This is a genomic window from Bacillus sp. 22-7, assembly GCF_010628845.1.
Taxonomy (GTDB): domain Bacteria; phylum Bacillota; class Bacilli; order Bacillales; family Cytobacillaceae; genus Cytobacillus; species Cytobacillus firmus_B.
The window spans coordinates 47,646-63,679 of record NZ_NJQY01000006.1 but is presented as its reverse complement, the minus strand read 5'-3'; the positions used below and the strand labels follow the sequence as shown (position 1 = coordinate 63,679).

The 16,034-nt window shown below is 36.3% G+C and carries 17 protein-coding genes and 4 pseudogenes; 10 read left to right on the top strand and 11 right to left on the bottom strand.

Annotated features, from left to right (window positions below; all coding sequences use genetic code 11):
- Positions 1-132: 132 nt before the first annotated feature.
- The 6 genes and pseudogenes from CE058_RS04235 to CE058_RS04210 all read left to right on the top strand — a co-directional run.
- Positions 133-720: pseudogene (locus CE058_RS04235) on the top strand (IS110 family transposase); the annotation flags it as partial.
- A gap of 259 nt (positions 721-979) precedes the next feature.
- Positions 980-1,882, top strand: a complete 903-nt coding sequence (locus CE058_RS04230; RefSeq protein ID WP_163140469.1) for a LysR family transcriptional regulator — start codon at positions 980-982, stop codon at positions 1,880-1,882.
- Positions 1,883-2,103: 221 nt separating this feature from the next.
- Positions 2,104-2,619, top strand: a complete 516-nt coding sequence (locus tag CE058_RS04225) for an acyl-CoA thioesterase (protein WP_163140467.1) — start codon at positions 2,104-2,106, stop codon at positions 2,617-2,619.
- A 24-nt stretch (positions 2,620-2,643) separates the two neighbouring features.
- Positions 2,644-3,015 (top strand): hypothetical protein, encoded by a 372-nt coding sequence (locus tag CE058_RS04220; protein ID WP_048008585.1) that lies wholly within the window; start codon positions 2,644-2,646, stop codon positions 3,013-3,015.
- Positions 3,016-3,649: 634 nt separating this feature from the next.
- A complete protein-coding gene (locus tag CE058_RS04215; RefSeq protein ID WP_019382159.1) occupies positions 3,650-4,078 on the top strand; it encodes an ASCH domain-containing protein in 429 nt (142 codons plus the stop codon).
- 681 nt (positions 4,079-4,759) lie between these two features.
- A complete protein-coding gene (locus CE058_RS04210) occupies positions 4,760-5,392 on the top strand; it encodes a CBO0543 family protein (RefSeq protein WP_286167858.1) in 633 nt (210 codons plus the stop codon).
- Between the two features lie 3 nt (positions 5,393-5,395).
- On the opposite strand, the pseudogene CE058_RS04205 reads toward CE058_RS04210, so the two are convergent.
- The 3 genes and pseudogenes from CE058_RS04205 to hxlA form a co-directional block, all read right to left on the bottom strand.
- Positions 5,396-5,503 (bottom strand): annotated as a pseudogene (locus tag CE058_RS04205) (short chain dehydrogenase); the annotation flags it as partial.
- 97 nt (positions 5,504-5,600) lie between these two features.
- On the bottom strand, positions 5,601-6,158 hold the full coding sequence (gene hxlB / locus CE058_RS04200) for a 6-phospho-3-hexuloisomerase (RefSeq protein WP_163140465.1): 558 nt from the start codon (positions 6,156-6,158) through the stop codon (positions 5,601-5,603).
- 8 nt (positions 6,159-6,166) lie between these two features.
- Positions 6,167-6,799 (bottom strand): 3-hexulose-6-phosphate synthase, encoded by a 633-nt coding sequence (gene hxlA, locus CE058_RS04195; RefSeq protein WP_076258578.1) that lies wholly within the window; start codon positions 6,797-6,799, stop codon positions 6,167-6,169.
- Positions 6,800-7,051: 252 nt separating this feature from the next.
- On the opposite strand from hxlA, the pseudogene hxlR reads away from it, so the two are divergent.
- Positions 7,052-7,409, top strand: a pseudogene (gene hxlR / locus CE058_RS04190) (transcriptional activator HxlR).
- 169 nt (positions 7,410-7,578) lie between these two features.
- Here the strand turns inward: hxlR and CE058_RS04185 are convergent.
- Entirely contained in the window at positions 7,579-8,013 is a 435-nt protein-coding gene (locus CE058_RS04185) for an Rrf2 family transcriptional regulator (RefSeq protein WP_048008591.1), read from the bottom strand.
- Between the two features lie 223 nt (positions 8,014-8,236).
- On the opposite strand from CE058_RS04185, the gene CE058_RS04180 reads away from it, so the two are divergent.
- Together CE058_RS04180 and CE058_RS04175 are read left to right on the top strand one after the other, a co-directional pair.
- Positions 8,237-9,100 carry an SDR family oxidoreductase gene (locus CE058_RS04180; RefSeq protein ID WP_163140463.1) on the top strand — a complete coding sequence of 288 codons (864 nt, stop codon included), beginning with the start codon at positions 8,237-8,239 and terminating at the stop codon, positions 9,098-9,100.
- A gap of 629 nt (positions 9,101-9,729) precedes the next feature.
- Positions 9,730-10,824, top strand: a complete 1,095-nt coding sequence (locus CE058_RS04175) for an L-dopachrome tautomerase-related protein (protein ID WP_163140461.1) — start codon at positions 9,730-9,732, stop codon at positions 10,822-10,824.
- A 131-nt stretch (positions 10,825-10,955) separates the two neighbouring features.
- On the opposite strand, the gene CE058_RS04170 is transcribed toward CE058_RS04175, so the two are convergent.
- The 7 genes from CE058_RS04170 to CE058_RS24680 all read right to left on the bottom strand — a co-directional run bounded on the left by CE058_RS04170 (position 10,956) and on the right by CE058_RS24680 (position 15,317).
- Complete coding sequence (locus CE058_RS04170) at positions 10,956-11,255, bottom strand: spore coat protein (RefSeq protein ID WP_048008595.1); 300 nt, start codon at positions 11,253-11,255, stop codon at positions 10,956-10,958.
- 18 nt (positions 11,256-11,273) lie between these two features.
- Positions 11,274-11,468 carry a hypothetical protein gene (locus tag CE058_RS04165; RefSeq protein ID WP_048008596.1) on the bottom strand — a complete coding sequence of 65 codons (195 nt, stop codon included), beginning with the start codon at positions 11,466-11,468 and terminating at the stop codon, positions 11,274-11,276.
- Between the two features lie 18 nt (positions 11,469-11,486).
- Complete coding sequence (locus tag CE058_RS04160; RefSeq protein ID WP_163140460.1) at positions 11,487-12,623, bottom strand: zinc-dependent alcohol dehydrogenase; 1,137 nt, start codon at positions 12,621-12,623, stop codon at positions 11,487-11,489.
- An 18-nt stretch (positions 12,624-12,641) separates the two neighbouring features.
- The gene (locus CE058_RS04155; protein WP_163140457.1) at positions 12,642-13,010 is read right to left on the bottom strand and encodes a spore coat protein; all 369 of its coding nucleotides are present in this window, start codon (positions 13,008-13,010) and stop codon (positions 12,642-12,644) included.
- 16 nt (positions 13,011-13,026) lie between these two features.
- Entirely contained in the window at positions 13,027-13,272 is a 246-nt protein-coding gene (locus CE058_RS04150) for a hypothetical protein (protein ID WP_048008599.1), read from the bottom strand.
- A 277-nt stretch (positions 13,273-13,549) separates the two neighbouring features.
- Positions 13,550-14,053, bottom strand: coding sequence for a CBO0543 family protein (locus CE058_RS24985; RefSeq protein ID WP_286167856.1), 504 nt, complete (start codon positions 14,051-14,053; stop codon positions 13,550-13,552).
- Between the two features lie 1,114 nt (positions 14,054-15,167).
- A complete protein-coding gene (locus CE058_RS24680) occupies positions 15,168-15,317 on the bottom strand; it encodes a hypothetical protein (protein WP_204260512.1) in 150 nt (49 codons plus the stop codon).
- Between the two features lie 271 nt (positions 15,318-15,588).
- On the opposite strand from CE058_RS24680, the pseudogene CE058_RS24980 reads away from it, so the two are divergent.
- Positions 15,589-15,736, top strand: a pseudogene (locus CE058_RS24980) (glutathione-dependent formaldehyde dehydrogenase); the annotation flags it as partial.
- Positions 15,737-16,034: the final 298 nt, after the last annotated feature.

Here is a 16,034-nt window from a genome sequence, read left to right as displayed (position 1 = left end):
CATAGGATGGTTGCTTTTGCAGAGTGAGAGCTTTTGAGGAAGTATCCGATGAAATATGGAAGACTACTTCAAAACGATAATATTAGTTAAAAAAGTGCTCGTTTCCTATTTAGGGCGAGTACCTCTAACTTGAAAAGCAAGAAGCTGGATGATAATTCTCCAACTAAGAATGATGTGAAAGATGCCAAGGTCATAGCCCAGCTGGTCAAGGATGGAAGATACGCCGAACCAACAATACCGCAAGGTGTTTATGCAGAACTCCGTGTGGCAAAGAAAATACGCGATCTTTTAACTGAAGACCTACAAACGGTCCAAGGACAGGTGCACAACTGGATTGACCGGTATTTTCCGGAATTCCTCAAGGTTTTTAAGAAATGGGAAGGTAAGGCTGCTTTACAATTCTTAAAGCTCTATGCATTGCCACATGAAATAGCAGATTTACTTATCCATTTAAGAAAAACCGCAAAATGAAGTGTAGGTGCCAATAAGATTTGGAGTTAAGCAAGCAGCGAGTCAGCTCATCGGAATCCGTCAAGGCTCTGAGATGGCAAAAATGGAGCTGAAAACTCTTCTGTGTAAATATGATTAGATACAGAAGGAATTCGAAGAATTGAACGTACAAGAAGATTCCCTGCTTGATGAAATCCCGGGTGTAGCTCAAATGTTAACTGTCAAGGTGTTGGAAGAGATACTGTCGCTGGTTTCTTTGCGGAAGCGGGTGTCCAAAGTGGACTCCACTCACTCCCGTCAAATCTTTTAGCTGGCCGGCTTGAGCCTGAAGGAAATTACGAAAGAGGCCGTAAGAAGTTAAGGGCTTTGACTAGTTTAATATTAATCGTTGAGAACCGCACCATAAGTAAATGAGGCTTTTTAAAAAATATTGATTTGATTTTTTGATTAATCACAAGCGAGGTTGCCAAAGTAAAAACTGTGGTAGAATAAATTATCTTTAAAAAAGTATATAAGGTGTTTGATAAAATTGGAAATTAAACATTTGGAGTGTTTTATTGAAGTTACACGTACTGGCAATTTCACTAATGCAGCTGAAAATCTGTTCATTACGCAGCCTGCCCTCAGTAGAATTATCAAATCATTAGAGGTTGAACTTGGTACACAGCTATTTATTCGTACAAGAAAAAAGCTGATATTAACAGATGCAGGATTTATTCTAAAAAAACATGCATTAATAATTGAAAAGCAGTTGCAGCTATTGGATGCGGAACTTGGTAAGATGTTCATGCTAAAAAAGAGCCATGTCCGTATTGGGCTCCCTGCGATTACCAATTCGATTTTCTTCTCACAGCTGATTGCTTCGTTTCATGAAAAATATCCAGAGGTTACATTTCAATTGGAGGAGCATGGATCTAAGCCGATTGAAGAGAAGGTTATCAATGGCTTGCTAGATTTTGGGGTTGTCGTTCTTCCAGATAAAATTGATGATTTCGACTATTATATGTTTGTTAATGAGGAATTAAAACTAGTTGTACCCGCGTCTCATCGTCTTGCCGGGAAGCAGGAAGTGTCATTGGAAGAACTTAAAGAAGAGAGCTTTATTATGTTCAACCGGGATTTTGAGTTAAGAAACCTTGTCACTACTGCTTGCAGGGAAGCTGGTTTTCAACCGATAATTATTTCGGAAACATCACAATTAGATTTTATTCAAGAATTAGTTGCTTACAATATAGGTATTACATTGCTGCCTGAGAATACATGTTTAGAACTAGCTAGTGATTTTCGGACTATAACCGTAACCAATCCGACAATCGAATGGAATCTAGCGATGATCTGGAAAAAAGATGCATACTTATCACAGGTTGCGAAAGAATTTATCCGATTTGCCAAAGTAAAGCTGTCGACAGCTAATCATAAACATGATTCATAATCTAGAATAAGTCAAAAATTAGAAGGCTTCCCCTTGTTTAAGAGGGGAGGTTTTTTTAATTGTATAGGCTAAAGAGCGCTTACATACTGTTTTGTTATGAATTGTATATGGGATTGGCATTGTATCTTTCCACAATAGTCATATTATAATTGTCCTTGTGAAAAAGCTAATGCAAATGAGGCGAACGCTTCAATGTAATTTATATAGGGTGGTAGTCATTCATGGAAGCTAAAAAAGTTAAAGAAACGCGTGTTGTTCAAACGGATCAAGTACTCATTAATGATTTGAACAACTATCATACATTATTTGGTGGAGTTCTAATGAAGAAGATGGATGCTTGTGCGACGCTTTCCGCTCGCAGGCATTCACGGGTAAAGGAATGTGTTACTGCATCGACCGATTCAGTTAATTTCCTCGAACCGATTCGACAAAGTGATTCGGTCTGTATAGAATCATTTGTCAGCTACACAGGTAAAAAGTCAATGGAGATTTTCTGCAAAGTAATTGCCGAAAATCTTGAAACTGGAAACCGCAGAATCGCAGCTACTGCATTCTTAACTTTTGTACCTCTAGATCAAGATAAAAGACCGATAGAAGTGCCAACTGTTATTCCAGAAACAGATGAAGAAAAATTTCTCTATGAAACGGGAAAAGAACGTGAAAGAGTTCGCAAGCTAAAAAGACAAAAAAATAAAGAACTTGTGTCCAAACTTTCACTGGATAAACCATGGGACTAATACGAATCAAAAAGGAGAGATATTATGCTGACAACATCGAGTTACGACCAATTGAAAAATGCGCAAATGGCTATCGGAAAATTAAAAGACGCAAAACCATCTATTTATAGAAAATTTATAAATATCATTAAACTGACTCGTCAATTGCAGTTTGGATATCAATATATGGGCGCATTAATTATGGATGAAGACCCAGGTAAATTCAATTCGAAGTCAAAAGATGATTATGTATTGTCTGTCTATTATCGGGAAATCGAAAATTTAAAAACAGATAAAAAATTCCTTGATTTACAACAGTTACTCAAAACGTATAAACAGCTTAGCTATGCTAATATTAGCAAGTTGGCATTGGGGGAAAAACCAGAAGCATTAGTTGGTCCAACTATAGTCCGTTAATAGCGGAAGGGAACCTTTCGCTTAGAACTTTTATGTGAACCGTACTAAATTCATACAACATTAAACTTACCTAATCTATAGAAATTTTTTAGGAACAGTTTAACATTGGCCAATAAAACTGTTCCTAAAAATCTTTTTTGTGAAATGGTGCATGGAGTGCCGGTTAAAAACCTTCTGCCGCATCTAATTAACGACTGTAGAACTAAAAGATGCGGAAGGTTTAGTAAATATAATCATCCAATCGATTCATCAATAATTCAGGCTGACCCCGAGGTTCTTATGAACACTTACAGGGTCAGCTTTTTTATTTTCGGAGGAATTTTGGAAGTGATTTATTTCTAAATAAAGGTTAAATTAGTGGTCGGGATTTTCATGATCACTAACCATTCGAGGTTTTTAAGATAATGAATTATTTGGCTGGGTTTTATTAGCAAATAAAGTAAGAGTGAGTTTGGAAAAAATTAGTTGCTTCCGCCGTACTGGTTTCAATGTACTTTTTAGTAGAAACCCCCTCAATTTTTATCTTTCAGGAAGATTACTACTTACCGTGGGTAATTAAACCTTTTTGCTAATAATATTCTTCTCTACGGACACGATAAGACAAACGAAACTTTATAGATTGGTGGCCGTGAGAATGAAGGTATTATCTATGATTCAGCCTTGGGCAAGTCTTTTTGTCCTTCGAGAGAATGAATTTGAAACAAGGTCATGGAAAACAAATTATCGCGGGCCGCTGGCCATTCATACAAGTAAAAAAATAGATAAGGCTGTCTGCAGGCATGTGGCCATCCGTTCGCTGCTCGGTAAGCATGGATATACAGAAGAGACCCTTCCGACCGGAATGATCATTGCTGTAGGCCGACTTGAAAATTGTCTGAAGATAACTGAAAAAAATCAGACATCAGCAGTCCTGGAAAATGGACAAATCGTATCAGGAAATGATTATTTTTTAGGAGACTTTACTGTGGGAGGATATGCTTGGGAGGTTCAAGACATGAAGATCTTGAATGAACGTATCCCAGCAAAAGGCCAGCTTGGGTTATGGGAAACTGATTTATTATGAAAGGCGATGGAGGTAAGCAGTCTTTCACTTGTACATATGAATAACGGATTAATTTTTATACTGAGGTGACTTTAATCGAGAGGGAGATTTAGTGATCTTTGGATGTTACAAAGGCTTTTTCGCCGAGTGAAGCGAGAAAGTCCGTGGGAGGCATTATATCATCATGCATAAGATTTTCTATTCCTCAAAAGTTGACATCCTATTAGCTAGTATAACGAATAACAAATAAGAATTCAGCTTTCCGTTTACTGTTTTAGATGCAGTATTTTTTTGACATTATATGTACAAAATAATGTAGATGAAAATAAAAATGGTGGCTATTATGAAAACATTGTGGCTTTTTCTTATTTTAGCAATATTATCCTTTACTTCCTTATACATCTTGATGAAGAAAATGAACGTCACTAACATCTTGGGCTGTTATTTTTTCTCCAATATTCTTATTACAAATACAGGTCTAATCATTAATTTAAATTTAGAACTTACAAAGCAAGATCCAAGTCAGTTAATTTTTTGGACACAAAAAATTCCTGAGTTGTCACTCAAGCCAGCGTTACTTTTATGGGTTATTTATATTTTGTACTCTAAAAGAACTATTTTCAGTAAACTTATTCATCTCTTCATCTTCTTAACAGCACTCATTTCAATTGAAATATTTTTCGTTCATATTGGATATTTGGAATGGGTAAATTGGAATGTATTTTATTCATATTTGAGATACACTCTGATTATTTTTTTATTGGCTATTTACTCATTTTATTTAGAAAAACTTATTTACAGAGACAAAGAGGTGAATACGTCATGATGTTACCTCTTCCTGAGAAATTTGATTCAAATGAAATGTTTATTATCTTTTCCACAATTCTTACTTGGGCCCTCATGTTTATATTACCTAGACGATTGCCTGCTCCTACCATCACAATTATTTGGACATTTAATGTTTTTCTTGCTTTGTTAGCTGATATTACCCTTAGTGTAAAACCATATGAATTATACTTTACGATTGATCATAAAAAGCATGAATTATTTGATGTATTATTGCACTTTGTAACTTACCCTACTCTTTCTTACTTTGTCGTAAACTTCTATCAATATAAAAAACCAAAAGGCCTAAAGTATCTATTTTATATTATTTTTTGGGCTGGGGTAGCGATTGCTCTAGAATGGATTGCAGTAAGGTTTCAAGTTTTTACCTATACAGGCTGGAAATTGTATTTATCCTTTATCACTTATTTGGTTGTTTTTGCTGCTACCATTTGGCTTTCGAACTTTATTGAAAAGAAAGACCCTTACAAAAGGACTCCAACTAATTGACTCGATTAAAACACCATTAACTCCTTCTTTTGCTATGGCGATAGCAGTAGCTCGTCCAATACCTCTGCCTGCACCAGTAACTAAAGCAGTTTTGCCATTTAATGAATTCATTTTTTTTACTCCTATGAACTGGTTTTTATACAAATTAAAATAGAAAGACCGCAATCTTGCATAGATAGTTTGCGGTCTTTCATAGACAAACAACGTTTTATTCTAAATTGGCGTGTTTGCCATACATCTTATTTGTATCCAAGCCCTTTTTCTCCATGAACCTCAGAATAACAGCATCGCAGAATAGTAAGAGAGTTTGCTCGAATAATGAGCCCATAGGCTGAATGGTTTTATAATCACCTTCCGATTGATCCTTAGGTGAACCAGGTAACTTAATCTTTATATCCGCTATTTTTCCGATTGTGGATCCGGGGAAAATCGTTACGGCGGCAATCGTTCCACCTATACTTTTTGCTTTCTCTGACATGGAAACAAGGCTTTTCGTTTCTCCTGAACCTGAAGCGATGATCAAGATGTCATCTTTTTCAAAGTTAGGGGTCACCGTTTCGCCTGGTACATAAGCATCTATGCCCATATGCATCATTCGCATCGCAAATGACTTGGCCATAAATCCAGATCTGCCTGCGCCAGCTACAAACACTTTTTTTGCTTCAAGAATCCCATTAACCAATTTCTCAGCTTCTTCATCCGGAATGTGGTCAGTTGTTCTGATTAACTCTTTTAAGATCTTAGCTAAATATTGTGAAGTATGCATGCTTGATCTTACCCTTTTTTGATCATTTCTTGCATTGTTGCTGCTGCAGCTTTTGTATCAGCTTGACCTGTAATACCGCCGCCAACAATGACAAGGTCTGGATTTACTTTAATGACTTCTGGAAGTGTTTCTAATTTAATGCCGCCTGCGATTGCAGTTTTTGCATTTTTTACAACACTTTTAATCGTTTGCAGATCTTCAAAAGAGTTTTTTCCTACTGCTTGAAGGTCGTAGCCGGTGTGGACACAAATATAGTCTACACCCATTGCATCGACTTCTTTAGCACGGCCAGCTAGATCTTTTACAGCAATCATGTCAACAAGGATTTTTTTGCCTTGTTTTTTCGCTTCTTCTACAGCACCTTGAATAGACATATCTTCGGCTGTGCCTAGGATCGTAATAATATCAGCACCTGCTTCAGAGGCTTTCATTACTTCATAACCAGCAGCGTCCATGATTTTCAGGTCTGCTAAAACCTTTAAATTAGGGAATGCTTCTTTTACTGCCTTTACTGCATGGAGACCCTCGTTGATTACGACTGGGGTACCGATTTCTACGATATCGATATGTTCCCCCACTTCTTTAACAAGCTCAATTGCTTCTGGAATATTGACTAAATCTAAAGCTAATTGTAATTCCATATATGTTCACTCCTATTAATTTTATTCGGATTTTTCGTACAGTTATACTGTCTCCAAAATTAAATAGATCCTCTACAGGAATATTATCCTTTTGGAGTATTATCTGTACCAGCAGCCGGGATCGATGATGTTCCCAATCGCTGAACAATTGCAAGTATACAACCTATAACATTTTAGTGGAAGTACGCACTTTTATTTTACATAGTGCTAAAAAGTATACTATGGGGTATAATAACGATAGAGGTGAGTGAAATGTCACGAATGCAGGATAAGATCTAACTGTGAAAAGGAATTGACGCTATCAGTTATCGGTGGAAAGTGGAAAATGCTGATTTTATGGCATCTAGGGAAAGAAGGAACCAAGCGATTTGGTGAATTGAAGGCTCTCATGCCAGGAATCACGCAAAGGATGCTTGTGAACCAATTGCGTGAACTGGAAGAAGACTTGATAGTAGATCGGAAAGTGTACCCGGTTGTTCCTCCAAAAGTGGAATATACCCTTACTGAACAGGGGAGAAGCTTGATGCCGATTCTTGATGCTATGTATAAATGGGGTAAAAACTATATGGAGACTGCAGGGTTAAACCCAAAGAAAGAGTCAATTAATTAAAACTTGACTATATAAATCGAGGCAAATAGCACCACAATATAGAAAGGGGCAATGTGATATAGCATTGCCCCTTTTTCTTTGTTTGCCTTGTAAAAGGCTGACAAAACATATCTATTAGATTGTAAATGCCAATGGTAATGACATACCTTTATTAAACTATGACTAGTTGTTAATTTATTTTTTCTTTTTCAAGCATATCCTTAACTACATACTCGATGGTTACATTTCCTAAGACCTTTTCCATCGCTAATTGTGCAGCAGACAATATAGGAATGATCGTATTTTGAATGTTTCTGCCTACAGGACATTTAGGATTTGGACTTTCATGAACATTAAACAACTCATTATCCTGTACGACATTAACTGCCTTATATACATCTAGCAGAGTAATGTCAGATAAATTCCTTGCAAGCTTAGTTCCCGGAATACCAGGATGTACCTCTACTAACCCGGCTTTCTTTAGCATTCCAATAATTTTCCTGATAAGTGCTGGATTTGTGTTTACACTTTCTGCTAAATATTCAGATGAACTTACACCGTCTTTATTAAACTCTATAAGAGATAATATATGAACGCCTACAGCGAATCGGCTGCTAATGGACATTTATTCATCACCTTTCTTGCATCTTCATAAGGATAAATCCTTTCTTGTAATAAATGTGGTTACACTCTTAATATTATACCTTAAAAAATGACCATTTATAGTTATTGACAAAATCTTAAAATGTAATTATTATGATTACATGTAACTGAGGTGGTTACAGTTAATTTATTTGTATGTAACTGATGGATGTAACGATAAACAATTTTATTGGGAGGAATGGAAGATGAGATTGTTAGTAACTGGAGCTACAGGGAAATTGGGCACCAAAATTGTTGATGCATTGTTGAAAACTGTTCCAGCAAATCAACTTGCAGTTAGTGTTCGGAATCCGGAGAAGGCAGAAGGAATAAAAACTCGAGGGGTAGAAGTTCGCCAGGGAGATTTTGACCGTCCAGAAACTTTAGATACGGCTTTTAAAGGAATCGATCGCTTATTGATTATTTCTGCGGATGGAGACAATGAAACAAGAATTCGTCAGCACACAAATGCGGTTTCTGCAGCAGAGCGTGCCGGTGTTAAATTTATTGTATATACTAGCATTGCAGACGCCAGGGAAAGTAAGAACATGCTTGCTCCAACACATAAGGCAACGGAAGAAGCTATTTTGAAAACAGGAATTCCTTATTCTTTCTTGCGTAACAATTGGTACTTGGAGAATGAAAGTTCAAGCATTCAAGGTGTACTGGCAGGAGCACCATGGGTGACTTCTGCAGGAACTGGAAAAGTTGGCTGGGCACTGCAACAGGATTACGCAGAGGCGGCAGCAGCAGTATTAGCTGGTAACGGGCACGAAAACACTATCTATGAGCTCTCTGGCAAGTTATTTACACAGGAAGAGTTTGCCTCTGCACTTGGCGCTGTATTGGGTAAGGAAGTACCAGTACACCAGGTTGATGATGCTTCCTATGCTGAGGCAATAAAGGGTGCTGGCGTTCCAGAATTCCTCATTCCTTTTCTAGTTGGTATCCAGAAAGATATTCGAGAGGGTACACTTGAAATCGAGAGCAGCGATTTTGAAAAACTACTTGGACGTCCTGCTGCTCCACTTAGCGAAGGATTATCTCAAATCGTTCAAAGTATCCATTAAAGTGTATTTTGGGATTTTATTATAAACCCGTAAATAAAAATCGCCTTTTAATAAACAAAAAAACAACATAATTCAGAAAATAAGTAATAGGTCTGGTTTTTGCGTATAAAAATTAAATTAGCACCCAAAGAAGCAGTCCATTTCGCAACTGAATTGGTCTGCTTCTTTGGGTTAATGAGAAAAATTTTGAATAGGAATGGTATATTATGCGACCAACCTATTAATGTTTAAAAGGAGGTAATGATAAATCGTGAAACTGACTATAAAAAATTGGCTTTCTAATTTGCGATGGTACAATTTTAAGGCTATTATTGCGATTTTTGGATCAGCATTATCTTACATATTTTATAAAGATTATCCCAGCCTTGAATATCGGGAGTGGTATTTGTAAAAAAATTATATACTTTAATGCGAAGCTGGGAACTCAGATGATGTTGCTGTTTGATACCTGAATTTCTTAAACTTGTCATTTGCTCTGAAAGCATATGAAGTTCCGACAAGACTTTTTAAATTTTAAACAATCAATTCCATCATCTTTAGTTTAGAAAAATTTGTTAAAAAACATGCACTAGAAAAAATATAAATCATATATAGGTGATATCCCGTTTTAAATGGCTGAGGAGGATAACATGAAACCTATGCTGCCTATTGAAAAATATTTCGGTAAGTTAGAACTAGTTCATACATTTTATGAGGCTATGCCTACAGGTGTTAGTGTTTCGGAAACTGGTCGTATTTTCATTTGTTTTCCGAAATGGGGAGACGATGTTAAATTTACGGTTGCCGAAATTGTTGAGGGTGAATTGCAGCCTTATCCTAACTTACAAACCAATTTGGTTAACCCCGGGAATATCAGAATGACTTTCATCAGTGTCCAAAGTGTAGTTGCGGATGGAAGGGGAACGCTTTCGGTATTGGATACAGCGGCACCCAATTTTTCTGCACCAATTAAAGGTGCGGCAAAATTAGTCGCTGTTGATTTAAAAACCAATACAATTAGAAGGGTATATACCTTTACAGAGGATGTAGTCCTGCCAACAACTTATCTGAATGATGTCCGATTTGACTTTCGTGTTGGAAAAGCAGGTTATGCCTATATAACGGATTCATCTTCCAAAGGACCCGGAGCTATTATCGTTGTAGATTTAGAAAATGGAAACGCGTTTAGACGGTTAAATGGAGCAAATTCAACTTCACCCGATCACTATTTTTTACCGAAAGTAGAAGGTGAAATTTTAATGAACCGAAACAAAGATGGTTCCACATCTCCATTTAGATTGGCGTCTGACGGTATTGCGATTTCTCCCGATGGAAAGGTATTATTTTTTTGTCCACTTACAAGCCGTCATCTGTTCTCGATCCCAACAGAAGCCCTGAGAGACAGAAATATACCGGACATGGATTTACCTTATCAGGTGGAGTACTGGGGAGAAAAAGGTGCTTCTGATGGAATGATCACTGATGCAAAAGGAACCATTTATGCCGGAGACTATGAAAACAACAGTATTCGAAAGATATTGCCAAATGGCACAATGGAAACCATCGCACATGACCCGAGAATTTTATGGCCGGATACTTTTTCGATTGGTCCGGATCAATACTTATATGTCATTGTGAACCAATTACATCGGCAGGCAAGATTTCATTATGGAAAAGACCTGCGACAAAAACCTTATAGTTTAATTCGTATGAAAATTGGTGAATTTCCTGCTCCTGCCATTTAATAATAAATAAAATCGAATTTGTAATTGTGAAAAAATTGTGGTCACAAAAGGAGGAAGCTTATTATATTAAATCATTTTTGGTTTGTTAGGAACAGTTTAGGTTGTAATTCTAAACTGTTCCTATTTTATTTTTATAGAGAGGGTAAGTTCAATGCTGTATCGATATTATTTAAATCTAAATTGATTTGTTCGTTTGTATCCCAAGCATGATACCATCCTTTTTCTTCCATATATAAGGAAACTTGTTCATGCATATCAATAGCTTCCGTTAAATGGCGAGTGAGCATTTCTTTAATTTCGGGCGTTCCTGATTCTGTAACAGCCATGGCAAAATTTCTAACTCCACTCTTAGCTGCAATCAATAAATCCATTGCAACCACTTGATCCGAGAGTGCGTTCATGCCAGTTAAATTTTCAATGATTGGATTCATGTTCATTCACCTCCTAATTTACTGCTTAGCGTTGGAAAGGATAGAAGCATATTCTTGTAATTGTACCGTAGATAAATCAATGTCTTGCTGCATAATATCTTTTAATCGCTGATCTGTAACTAACGCTTTCATCGTTTTGGATTTAGTCAGACAATTAGTCTTAAATGCAGCCATCTCATGGACCTCAAGAACTTCATGCAAGGCGTAGTTCATTTTTTTATACCTCCTTCCTTAAGGTTTCAACACTACTTTAATACATTCGTCCATTTTTGTGTCAAAAATCTCATAGCCATGTTTTGCTTCACTAAGAGGAAGGACATGACTTACTACATCGCTCGGGTCAATCTTACCACTTGTTACCAATTCGAACATGTATGGCATATAGTGGATGACAGGAGCTTGACCGGAGCGGATATTGATATTTCGCTGCATAATATCTCCAAGAGGGAAACCATTATATCTGCCGCCGTAAACGCCCGTAACTTGAATTGTTCCGCCTTTACGCACTGCTTGTGAAGCCATTATAAATGCACTTAATGCTCCCCCTTGAAGTTTCATTCCGCTCGCAAGGAACTCCATATCAGTCATTTTACCGTCCATACCAACAGCGTCAATAACAACATCTGCCCCGCCTTTGGTAATTTCCTTAAGATAATTTCCTACATTCTCATGGTCCTCAAAGTTAACAATTTCTACTTTGTTGGTGCGCTTGGCGTGCTGCAGGCGATAATTGACGTAATCAACGGCAATTACTCGCTTTGCCCCTTTTAACCAGCAGAATTTTTGAGCAAAAAGACCAACTGGACCGCAGCCAAATACAATAACTGTATCTCCGGCCTTTACGCCTGCATTGTCAACACTCCAAAAACCAGTGGTCATAGCGTCAGCGATAACGGATAATTTTTCATCTGGTTCTTCACAGGTTTCTGGAATCTTAAAGTGAGTGAAATTGGCAAAGGGAACACGTAAATATTCAGCTTGCCCGCCTGGATAACCGCCAGTCGTTCCCGAGTATCCGAAATACGCACCCATATCACCATTATCATTAGAATTATCACATTGGCTTTCCAAATGGTTTTTACAATAAATGCATTCCCCGCAGGCAATGTTAAAAGGAATAATAACACGATCCCCTTTTTTTACTTTCGTAACATTTGGTCCAACCTCTTCAACAATTCCCATCGGTTCATGACCGATAATATAGTCTTCCTGCATATTTGGAATCATTCCATGGATTAAATGTAAATCAGACCCACATATAGCTGTACTCGTTACTTTAATAATCATGTCATCTGGTTTTTCAATCTTTGGATCTGGGACGTCTTTGACTACAACATTTTTAATACCTTGATATGTTACTGCCTTCATTGGTTACAGCCTCCAGTGTTAGTGATCATCAGGTGTCCGGTCAAACATACCTTTTCTATTGGTCTCAACGGGAAATAGATTCATTTTGCCAATCATCAATGTATTGTTGGCAGAGAGTTGATCTAGTTTATACTGTTCACTTAGTTCGTAAGGATGGAACCATTTTTTATTAATCATTAGTTCTGTAATTTCTTGGTGCATGGCAATCCCTTGCATTAACTGTTTTCGTAAGAGGTTTCTGACATCAGGTGATGCGGACTCCGTTAATGCTACAGCTATATTGCGGACACCTTCTTTGGCACGAAGAAGTAAATCCATCGCAAATGTGGTATCTGCCAGCTCTGGTACGTGTAGCGAGTTTATAGGGTCTAAATAGTCATTATTCAATGAATTTGCCTCCTTTTCAATTTACTATTGGTGTTGGCCGGTTTTGAGGAACAGGAGCTTCAAAAGGTGCGCGTTGATAAACTGCCTGTAATTCTCCAAGCGCTTGAATGGATTGTTCAACATCTTTTTGCATTAATGCTCTTAAATCATTATCAAATACCAGTCCTTGCATTAGTTTTGATTTCGCTAAGCAAAGGGTTTTAAAATTTATAACTTCATGTAGATCCAATGACTCATGATCAGCTAATTTTTGATTATCCATTTCTAATTAACCTCCTTATTCTTTAGTACAATCAATTGTATTGTTCCAAAATAGGAGGGAAACATTCTTTAATGTTTTTTAAAATTAATGGTTGGTTGGAATATTCATACAGTGGAGGAATTCATTTATTGTGATGGCTGAGGATGATTGTTGCGGCGGTCTTTTTTCTTGTATCTAAAAAAAAGTTCAACCAGAAATATCTGGTTGAACTTAAAATACGAAAGGAAGAAGAAATGCCTTATCCTTTTTACTCTCTTGTTGATTAAGAACCTCCATCTTAAGAAAAATCGTATTTATTATTGAAGAGACTCCTTATAACAGACATTGAAAATCTGACCAATAAGAAGGAAAAAGAAAGCGAATAGAAAGTGGTTTTCCAATTCCATCCCTTTTTATATTTAACAAGCTGTGTATTTCTTTCTAACCATAGCTCAGTAATAGTCATCGGTACACTGAAATACAGAACTTTTAAAAGGCAATGAAGGATGCGAGAATCCTTAGTCAGTTGATTATAAAAAACACAAGAAATTGGGAAAAGAATGTAATCAAAAACCAAACTTGTTTTAACTTGTTTTGGAAATCGGGTGGGATATTTAACGTAACCTTTATTTACAACTAGTTGATCTACCAATGATGCATAATAACTTTTTATAAAGAAAACAAGGAGCCAGTCCTTTGCAAGAGGTTTTTTAATTAAGTAAATAAAGGAACTAATACCAAAGAGATAAAGGAATTTTATAAGATTTTTTTCAAATTTTCTACCCAGGTATAGCACCTCCATAATATAGGTTATCTCTGATGCAGGTAGTTATACTTAGGACATTTACGCACAGGTTTGTTTAAGTGAGAATGTTCACAACTAGGAAACAACCGCTTACGCTTAGTCAACCTAATTTTATTATGTAACATATGAAAGCAATGCAGACAAAATAGGCTTAGCTAATTTTCTTTTTTTTTAAAAATTTATTGTAGTATTTTTTCTTTAATACGGTCTTTGAATGCAGGAGGACTAAATCAGGGTGAGGAAAAAATTACACGATGATCAGGAACCGTTCAGATTTCGTTGTAAAGTTCCTTTCCATCTCAGGAAAGGTCTGTTGGATCACTTTATGCAACCGGTTACGTATTGCAGAAACATCATCCAGTTAACTATAAAACGGGATAATGACATCAATTGTAGAAAGAGTTCTTCTATGCCTTTACGGTTTAACCTGTTAGTGGAATAATGAGTACGTAAAGAATCACATTGCAGCTTTGTTTCTAGGGGATTTAACGAACAGTAGGAAAAACCATCTTCATTCATGAAAGATCCAGTTGCCTGGAGTAAACCCCTGTTGATTTAAAAACAATATAGGGTTGCTCGCCATAACTCTCTGTTAAATTTTCAATTCTATGCATCAAAGATATAGTCTGGTCTTGAATGATAAGTTTCACCTTCAAAGATGCACTACTTTAAAGCACTGTAAATCACCGTGTATCTTTTTCCAATACCAACATCAAAAGCAATAACATGTTTCAATTTATCCCTCCTAAGTGTGTTGAAGTTCTCTCACTACTCTTTTCGATTCCCAATTCTTATACAAGATCTCAAGGATCCAACATAATCAAACCTGATTTAAATATGGTAATCGAAGAAGGTAAGTATTTGCTACTGATTCTTATTCCCGAAGCGGTTTCGACCCCTAATCTTTATTTATACTAAATAAAAAAATGGTAGTGCCAACCAATGCTTGGTCTTCACTACTAATCTTAGTATGTTTTTTAGATTTCTTATTAAACATACAGAGAAGGTTAAAGAAGCAAGTTTTTAATTTTTTTATTACGTAGTAGGCAATTAATGCGTAGTAAAGAAAGGTGATTAATCCGTAAAAAAAAGCGATGAAAACATCGCCTATTTAAGAATCTTTATTTGAACGTTCCTTATGATAAATATAATCAACCCGTTCTTTAGTTTTCATAAGTAGTGAAACTAAAATTGCAGTGTAAATAGATGTTAAAAGAATTGCAATTATTCCTACACCAGCCAGATTATTATTACCATACATTAATATCACCGCCTTTTTATTTTAATGCTGCAACAATATTTTGCTCTTGGTACTAACTTTTATTCAAAAGAATCAATTGTCGCAGTTTTAGTAAATCTACAATAAAAGAGTATCTATGCTAAATGGTGAGCTTTTAAAAAGTATTTTTACAGAACTTAGTAATACCCGTTGTTCATTAACTTATTTACAAGATTCGATGTAACCATGCCTAATATTCAAAGGTAAGGAAAACTTTAAAAAAAATCGAAAGTGATGGATGGAATTCCGATATAATGTTGAGGTTTTTGAATTTACAGATAATCCGGATATGGGTGAGATTTTAAAAAAATTACCATGTCGGGGCAGAGTTAGCCATTGGTTCTGTAGGTATGGACAGGAATAAATCACCTTTGGAGATTCTTGAACAAAAATTAAAGTTGCCAATAGTTGCTCCCATAAACACCTATTACTCGTAACTTGGGTAGCAATAGTATGGTGGTCTAAGTGAGATTTCCTCCGGTTCAATAAAAAAGGGTAGTTATATCTATATTGATCAGCTGGAGCCCACACTGTATACAACAATGAATATTAGAAAGTAGGGTTAAACAGATGACATTCGGTTGGAATTTAGTAAACCAGAATTTAGAATCCATGTGCAAATGTTTCCTTGTGAAAAGCTATTTACTAACTAGCGCGTTACTTAGTATACTGAGTATATTCCAAAATAAAAAGTACACA

What these genes read in the sequence shown, in the direction of transcription:
- CE058_RS04225 (WP_163140467.1), top strand. Translation starts at nt 2,104, where the DNA reads ATGGAAGCTAAAAAAGTTAAAGAAACGCGTGTTGTTCAAACGGATCAA.
- CE058_RS04220 (WP_048008585.1), top strand. Translation starts at nt 2,644, where the DNA reads ATGCTGACAACATCGAGTTACGACCAATTGAAAAATGCGCAAATGGCT.
- CE058_RS04215 (WP_019382159.1), top strand. Translation starts at nt 3,650, where the DNA reads ATGAAGGTATTATCTATGATTCAGCCTTGGGCAAGTCTTTTTGTCCTT.
- CE058_RS04210 (WP_286167858.1), top strand. Translation starts at nt 4,760, where the DNA reads ATGGGTAAATTGGAATGTATTTTATTCATATTTGAGATACACTCTGAT.
- hxlB (WP_163140465.1), bottom strand. Translation starts at nt 6,158, where the DNA reads ATGCATACTTCACAATATTTAGCTAAGATCTTAAAAGAGTTAATCAGA.
- hxlA (WP_076258578.1), bottom strand. Translation starts at nt 6,799, where the DNA reads ATGGAATTACAATTAGCTTTAGATTTAGTCAATATTCCAGAAGCAATT.
- CE058_RS04185 (WP_048008591.1), bottom strand. Translation starts at nt 8,013, where the DNA reads ATGTCCATTAGCAGCCGATTCGCTGTAGGCGTTCATATATTATCTCTT.
- CE058_RS04180 (WP_163140463.1), top strand. Translation starts at nt 8,237, where the DNA reads ATGAGATTGTTAGTAACTGGAGCTACAGGGAAATTGGGCACCAAAATT.
- CE058_RS04175 (WP_163140461.1), top strand. Translation starts at nt 9,730, where the DNA reads ATGAAACCTATGCTGCCTATTGAAAAATATTTCGGTAAGTTAGAACTA.
- CE058_RS04170 (WP_048008595.1), bottom strand. Translation starts at nt 11,255, where the DNA reads ATGAATCCAATCATTGAAAATTTAACTGGCATGAACGCACTCTCGGAT.
- CE058_RS04165 (WP_048008596.1), bottom strand. Translation starts at nt 11,468, where the DNA reads ATGAACTACGCCTTGCATGAAGTTCTTGAGGTCCATGAGATGGCTGCA.
- CE058_RS04160 (WP_163140460.1), bottom strand. Translation starts at nt 12,623, where the DNA reads ATGAAGGCAGTAACATATCAAGGTATTAAAAATGTTGTAGTCAAAGAC.
- CE058_RS04150 (WP_048008599.1), bottom strand. Translation starts at nt 13,272, where the DNA reads ATGGATAATCAAAAATTAGCTGATCATGAGTCATTGGATCTACATGAA.
- CE058_RS24985 (WP_286167856.1), bottom strand. Translation starts at nt 14,053, where the DNA reads ATGGAGGTGCTATACCTGGGTAGAAAATTTGAAAAAAATCTTATAAAA.
- CE058_RS24680 (WP_204260512.1), bottom strand. Translation starts at nt 15,317, where the DNA reads ATGTATGGTAATAATAATCTGGCTGGTGTAGGAATAATTGCAATTCTT.